The sequence below is a fragment of the Achromobacter sp. 1011791174 genome (assembly GCF_059760925.1).
This window is the reverse complement of sequence record NZ_JCBANH010000192.1, coordinates 1-2,786: the sequence shown is the minus strand read 5'-3', so window position 1 is coordinate 2,786 and position 2,786 is coordinate 1. Positions and strand designations below refer to the sequence as shown.

Genomic DNA, 2,786 nt, shown 5'->3' with positions numbered 1-2,786 from the left:
TGCCGGATCACCTGCGCGATGACGACGCGGTAGCCGTCCAGCCAGCGGGACTGGGCGGCCTTGGCCTGCTGGTGCAGCGGGTGCCGGATCAGCGCCTGCAGCGCGTCCAGCGATTCCCAGTAATAGACATTGCTGATCAGTCCGCGCGCCGGGTCTTCCCAGGACTCCTCGCCCAGGTAGCCGGGCAGGGCGCGCGCGGCCTCGGCGATCCGGCCGTCCAGCAGGTGGAAATCCTCGTCGTACTGCTTCTTGGCGAAGATGAAGGTGGCGGTGTACATGGCGGCGCTCCTGGGCACGGGGCGGAGAGGAAGGCGGCGGTGGGGCAGGTCCACCGCCACGCGGGTGCCGGGCGGCTCAGATGCCCTTGAGCGCCAGGCTGACCGCCAGCGCGGCCATGATCACGGCGATGATGCCGTCCAGCACGCGCCAGGCCGAGGCGCTGGCGAAGAACGGGGCGAACAGCCGCGAGCCGATGCTGAGCACGGCCAGCCACAGCAGGCTGGCGGTGAGGGCGCCAGCGGCGAAGGCCATGCGGGCGTCGTCGAAGCCGTGCGCCAGCGAGCCGACCACCACCATGTCCAGCCAGAAATGCGGGTTCAGCAGCGAGAAGCCCAGCGCGCCCAGCATGGCCGCGCGGCGCGAGGGCACGGCCTCGCGCGCCGCCGCCAGGCCGCCGTTCGCGCTCCAGGCGCGGCGGGCCGATTGCAGCGCGTACCAGGACAGGAAGGCCACGCCGAACCACAGCACGGCCGTGGTCAGCCAGGGGAACCAGGTGGTCAGGGCCTGCAGGCCGGACACGCTGGCGAAGATGAAGACGGCGTCGATCAGCGCGCAGATGGCGACCACGCTGGCCAGGTGCGCGCGCATCAGGCCCTGGCGCAGGATGAACGCGCTTTGCGCGCCCACGACGGCGAACAGGCCCAGCCCGGTGGCCGTGCCGCTGGCCCAGGCGGTGAAGAAGAGGGGGGATGACAGGGTGGCGAACATGATGCGGATACCTTTGCTGCTGCGCCTGTGCCGGCGCTCGATGGCTACAAATCCCAGGCGCGCGCGAGGCGTTCGGCGCCCGGTCGTTTCCGGTGGCCTCCGGAGACGGCGGGCGCGCGCGTGGTGCGCGGCATGGGTGTTTTCATCGTCAAGCCGGCCCGTTCCGGCGGCGGCAAGCGCATGCCGGAATGGCTTTTTCGTCCTGGGGAGGCTGGCGATGAAGCGGGGCGTCGGCGCGCGCAGGCGTGCCGGCATGATGAATTGTCGCTTGCCGGCCACATGAAATACAGCTAATTTTCCTTCATTATCTTAAGCAAAACTAATTCAATTATGAAGATCGATCACGGCAATCTGCGGGCCCTGGCGGCGGTGGTGCGCGAAGGCAGTTTCGAGCGCGCCGCGCTGGCGCTGAGCGTGACGCCGTCGGCGGTGTCGCAGCGGATCAAGGCGCTGGAAGACCGCATGGGCCGGCTGCTGGTGCAGCGCACGGTGCCCGCCGCCGCCACCGCCGACGGCCGGGTGCTGGTGCAGCTGGCCGAACAGACCGCGCTGCTGGAACACGACGCGCTCAACCGCCTGGGCGTGGCCGAGGACGACGTGCCGCACGCCAGCATCCCCATCGCCGTCAACCACGACAGCCTGGAAACCTGGTTCGTCGAGGCGGCGCTGCAGTTTTCGGCGCGCACCCGCGCCACGCTGGACATGCAGTCCGAGGACCAGGACCACACGGCCGCGCTGCTGCGCAATGGCGCCGTGCTGGGCGCGGTGACCACGCTGGCCGATCCGGTGCAGGGCTGCCGCATCCATGCGCTGGGCAGCATGCGCTACGTGGCGACCTGCTCGCCGTACTTCCACAATCGCTATTTCTCGCAGGGCGTGAACGCCCAGACGCTGGCGCAGGCGCCGGTGCTGGTGTTCAACCGCAAGGACGCGTTGCAGGCCCGCTTCGCGCACAAGATCTCGGATCCCGCGCCCTGGCAGCCGCCGGTCTGGTGGGTGCCGTCCACCCGCGCCTTCGTGCAGGCCACGCTGGGCGGGCTGGGCTGGACCATGAATCCGCTGCCGCTGGTGCAGGAGCACCTTGACGCAGGTCATCTGATGCTGCTGCGGGGCCGCGCCTGGGAGGACGTGCCGCTGTACTGGCAGCATTGGCGGGTAAACTCCGAGGCGATGGAAGCCCTGACCGATTCGGTCCTGTCCGCCGCGCGCAGCCTGGTGCGGCGGCGCTAATCTCCCGGAGGACATACGCATGAAACTACGCAAGTTCGCAGTCATCGCCGCCATGGGCCTGTGCGCGGCCGGTTCCGCCTGGGCCAAGGACTACCAGGCCGGCCAGGTCGAGATCGACGACCTGTGGGTGCGCGCCTCGGCGCCGGGCCAGTCCAATGGCGCGGGCTACATGGAGATCGACAACAAGGCCACGGCCGCCGACCGCCTGTTGTCGGTCAGTTCAAGCGCCGCCGAGCGCGTCGAGCTGCATACCGTGGAAACCAAGGATGGCGTGGCCAAGATGCGCCAGGTCGAGGGCGGCATCGCGCTGCCCGCCGGCGGCGAGGTCAAGCTGGCGCCGGGCGGCTATCACGTCATGTTCCTCAAGCTGAAAGCCCCCTTCGCCGAAGGCGCTGCGGTGCCCGCCACGCTCAAGTTCGAGAAGGCCGGCGAGGTCGCCGTCCAGTTCAAGGTCAAGCCCGCCGCGCACAACCCCGGCATGAGCCACGACCACAGCTCGATGAAGCACTGAGCGCCAGGCGCTCAGCCGAGCAAGGCGCAAGCGCGATGCCCGCTCCACGGAGCGGGCA

Annotated in this window: 5 protein-coding genes; 3 read left to right on the top strand and 2 right to left on the bottom strand. The window is 69.5% G+C overall.

Features of this window, described 5'->3' with window-relative positions; genetic code table 11:
* Both AC6LJ5_RS30245 and AC6LJ5_RS30240 read right to left on the bottom strand, forming a co-directional pair.
* A partial coding sequence (locus tag AC6LJ5_RS30245; protein WP_498142443.1) for an antibiotic biosynthesis monooxygenase family protein occupies positions 1 to 278 on the bottom strand: 278 nt, incomplete at its 3' end.
* Between the two features lie 76 nt (positions 279 to 354).
* A complete protein-coding gene (locus AC6LJ5_RS30240) occupies positions 355 to 987 on the bottom strand; it encodes a LysE/ArgO family amino acid transporter (protein ID WP_103271522.1) in 633 nt (210 codons plus the stop codon).
* Positions 988 to 1,119: 132 nt separating this feature from the next.
* On the opposite strand from AC6LJ5_RS30240, the gene AC6LJ5_RS30235 reads away from it, so the two are divergent.
* Genes AC6LJ5_RS30235 through AC6LJ5_RS30225 form a run of 3 tightly spaced genes read left to right on the top strand, consistent with a single transcriptional unit; the run spans position 1,120 to position 2,728 of the window.
* Positions 1,120 to 1,281: a hypothetical protein gene (locus AC6LJ5_RS30235; protein ID WP_498142442.1), complete on the top strand. Its 162-nt coding sequence runs from the start codon at positions 1,120 to 1,122 to the stop codon at positions 1,279 to 1,281.
* A 36-nt stretch (positions 1,282 to 1,317) separates the two neighbouring features.
* The gene (locus tag AC6LJ5_RS30230; protein WP_498142441.1) at positions 1,318 to 2,217 is read left to right on the top strand and encodes a LysR family transcriptional regulator ArgP; all 900 of its coding nucleotides are present in this window, start codon (positions 1,318 to 1,320) and stop codon (positions 2,215 to 2,217) included.
* A 19-nt stretch (positions 2,218 to 2,236) separates the two neighbouring features.
* The gene (locus AC6LJ5_RS30225; protein WP_103271520.1) at positions 2,237 to 2,728 is read left to right on the top strand and encodes a copper chaperone PCu(A)C; all 492 of its coding nucleotides are present in this window, start codon (positions 2,237 to 2,239) and stop codon (positions 2,726 to 2,728) included.
* Positions 2,729 to 2,786 lie beyond the last annotated feature (58 nt).